2 protein-coding genes are annotated in these 2537 nt (G+C 68.3%); one reads left to right on the plus strand and one right to left on the minus strand.

Annotated features, from left to right (window positions below; all coding sequences use genetic code 11):
• Positions 1–223: 223 nt before the first annotated feature.
• Positions 224–1417: a cytochrome P450 family protein gene (locus WA805_RS32060; RefSeq protein WP_425240697.1), complete on the minus strand. Its 1194-nt coding sequence runs from the start codon at positions 1415–1417 to the stop codon at positions 224–226.
• 116 nt (positions 1418–1533) lie between these two features.
• Here WA805_RS32060 and uvrC point away from each other — a divergent pair.
• On the plus strand, positions 1534–2537 hold a 1004-nt coding region (uvrC, locus tag WA805_RS32065; protein WP_425244215.1), incomplete at its 3' end, for an excinuclease ABC subunit UvrC.

The following is a 2537-nucleotide window of genomic DNA, read 5'->3' on the forward strand; positions in this document are numbered from 1 at the left end:
CTCTATCGGTGTCGATTGCGCAATCGACAGGTTCCCCACCGATGCCCGTCACCCCTCCGCCTGATAACAGCAAGAAGCGATGCCTGTCCCGGGATTGGGTGTCGTTTCGGGGTCTATGTGCCCGAAACGACACCCAATGGCACCCTGGCGCGGGTCGCGCAGTGATAACAGCAAGAAGCGGGCGCCAGCTCGCCGGACAGCGGCAGCCCGCCTGCCGAAGTCATTAGCCCAGGCGCACGGGCAACGTTTCCAGGCCGTGGATGAGGCTGCTGGGACGCCAGCGCAGCGACGAGGACGGGACGGCCAGCGACAGAGAAGGGAACCGCGTCAGCAGCGCGCGGAACGCGACCTCGCCCTCCAGGCGGGCCAGCGGCGCGCCGAGGCAGTAGTGGATCCCGTGCCCGAACGCCAGGTGCCCGGTGGCGTCACGCCCCACGTCGAGCCGGTCGGGGTCGGCGAACCTGGACGGGTCCCGGTTCGCCGATGAGGTCACGCACAGCACCCACTCGCCGGCCGGGATCGTGACCCCGCCCAGCTCCACCGGCTCCGTCGTGAACCGGTCGGTCGTGTGGTTCAGCGGGTTGGAGTACCGCAGCAGCTCTTCCACCGCGGCGGGCAGCAGCGACCAGTCACCGCGTAGCCGCGCCAGCTCGGCCGGATAGCGAAGCAGCGCGAGCGTCCCGGTCGCGATCAGGTTCGTCGTCGTCTCGTGCCCGGCGACGAGCAGCAGGAACAGCAGCGCGATGAGCTCCCGCTCGTCGAGCGAGTCGCCCGAGTCGCGGGCCGCGATCAGCGCGGACGTCAGGTCGTCCGCGGGGGAGCGCCGCTTCGCCGCGAGCAGGGCGGTGAAGTAGTGGAACATCTCGGTGCCCGCGGCGAGGAACTCCTCCTCAGTCACCACGGACGACACGACGGCGTGCGACCAGGCCTGGAACTTGCCCTGGTCGGCCGCCGGCACCCCGAGCAGCTCGCAGATCACCGTGATCGGCAGCGGGAACGCGAAGGCCTCGATGAGGTCAAGAGACTCCTCGCCGCCCGCGAAGCGGCCGTCCATCGCGTCGAGCAGCGACGCGGTGATCTCCTCGATCCGCGGCCGCAGCCCGGCGATCCGCCGGGCGGTGAACGCCTTGACCACGAGGCGACGCAGCCGCGTGTGATCCGGCGGGTCCAGGCTCAGCAGGTGCCTGCTGAGGTAGCCCGTCACCGGATCGGGCGTGAAGTCCGCCGGCTTCAGCTTGCCCACCCAGTCCTTGGCCAGCCGCGGGTCGGCGAGCGCGGCGCGCACCTCGGCGTACCTGGTGATCATCCAGGCCCGGTTCCCCTCGGGCATCGTCACCGCGGTGACCGGCCGTTTGTCGCGCATCCGCGCGAAGTACTTGAGGGGGTCCTGGAAGTAGTCGACAGGAAGTTCCGTCACGATCACCAGCTTAAGATATGACGCGTTTCCTCTCAAGGCCGCATTCTCCTAAAGGCGGAGCCACGCGTCCGTTCGGATAACCCTGAAAACCCCAGCCGGGGACTACCCTTACAGTCGTGGCAGACCCGCACCGATACCGACCCGCTCCAGGGGAGATCCCGGAGGCGCCGGGCGTGTACCGGTTCAGGGACGAGCGCGGCCGGATCATCTACGTGGGCAAGGCGAAGTCGCTGCGGCAGCGGCTGAACCAGTACTTCGCCGACTTCACCCAGCTCCATCCCCGCACGCAGGCGATGCTCACGACCGCCGCGGGGGTCGACTGGACGGTCGTGAAGACCGAGGTCGAGGCGCTGCAGCTGGAGTACTCCTGGATCAAGGAGTTCGACCCCCGGTTCAACGTCAAGTACCGCGACGACAAGAGCTACCCCTACCTCGCGGTCACCATGGACGAGGAGTTCCCGCGGGTCATGGTGATGCGCGGCGCGAAAAGAAAGGGCACCAGGTACTTCGGCCCGTACAGCCACGCCTGGGCGATCCGCGACACGGTGGACACCCTGCTGCGCGTCTTCCCCGTCCGCACCTGCTCCAAGGGCGTCTTCAAGCGGGCCGGCCAGATCGGCCGCCCGTGCCTGCTCGGTTATATCGGCAAGTGTTCCGCGCCCTGCGTGAAGCGCATCTCGGAAGACGACCACAGGCAGCTCGCCGAGGACTTCTGCGACTTCATGTCCGGCCAGACCGCGCGCTTCATCAAGAAGCTCACCGCGGACATGAGGGAAGCCGCCGACGAGGAGGAGTACGAGCGGGCCGCCCGTCTCAGGGACGACGTCAAGGCCCTGGAGCGCGCGCTGGAGAAGCAGGCCGTGGTGCTCGGCGACGGCACCGACTGCGACGTGATCGCCCTCGCGGAAGACCCGCTCGAGGCCGCCGTGCAGATCTTCTACGTGCGCAGCGGCCGGATCCGCGGCCAGCGCGGCTGGGTTCTTGAAAAGGTGGAGGACGTCAACACCACCGACCTTGTCGAGCACTTCCTCGGCCAGTTCTACGGCGAGGGAACCTCACCGGACAGCAACGGCATCCCGCGCGAGGTGCTCGTCCCCGAGCTGCCGCCGGACCCGGAGAC

Origin of the sequence: Trebonia sp. (assembly GCF_049794275.1) — a bacterium.
GTDB lineage: Bacteria > Actinomycetota > Actinomycetes > Streptosporangiales > Streptosporangiaceae > Trebonia.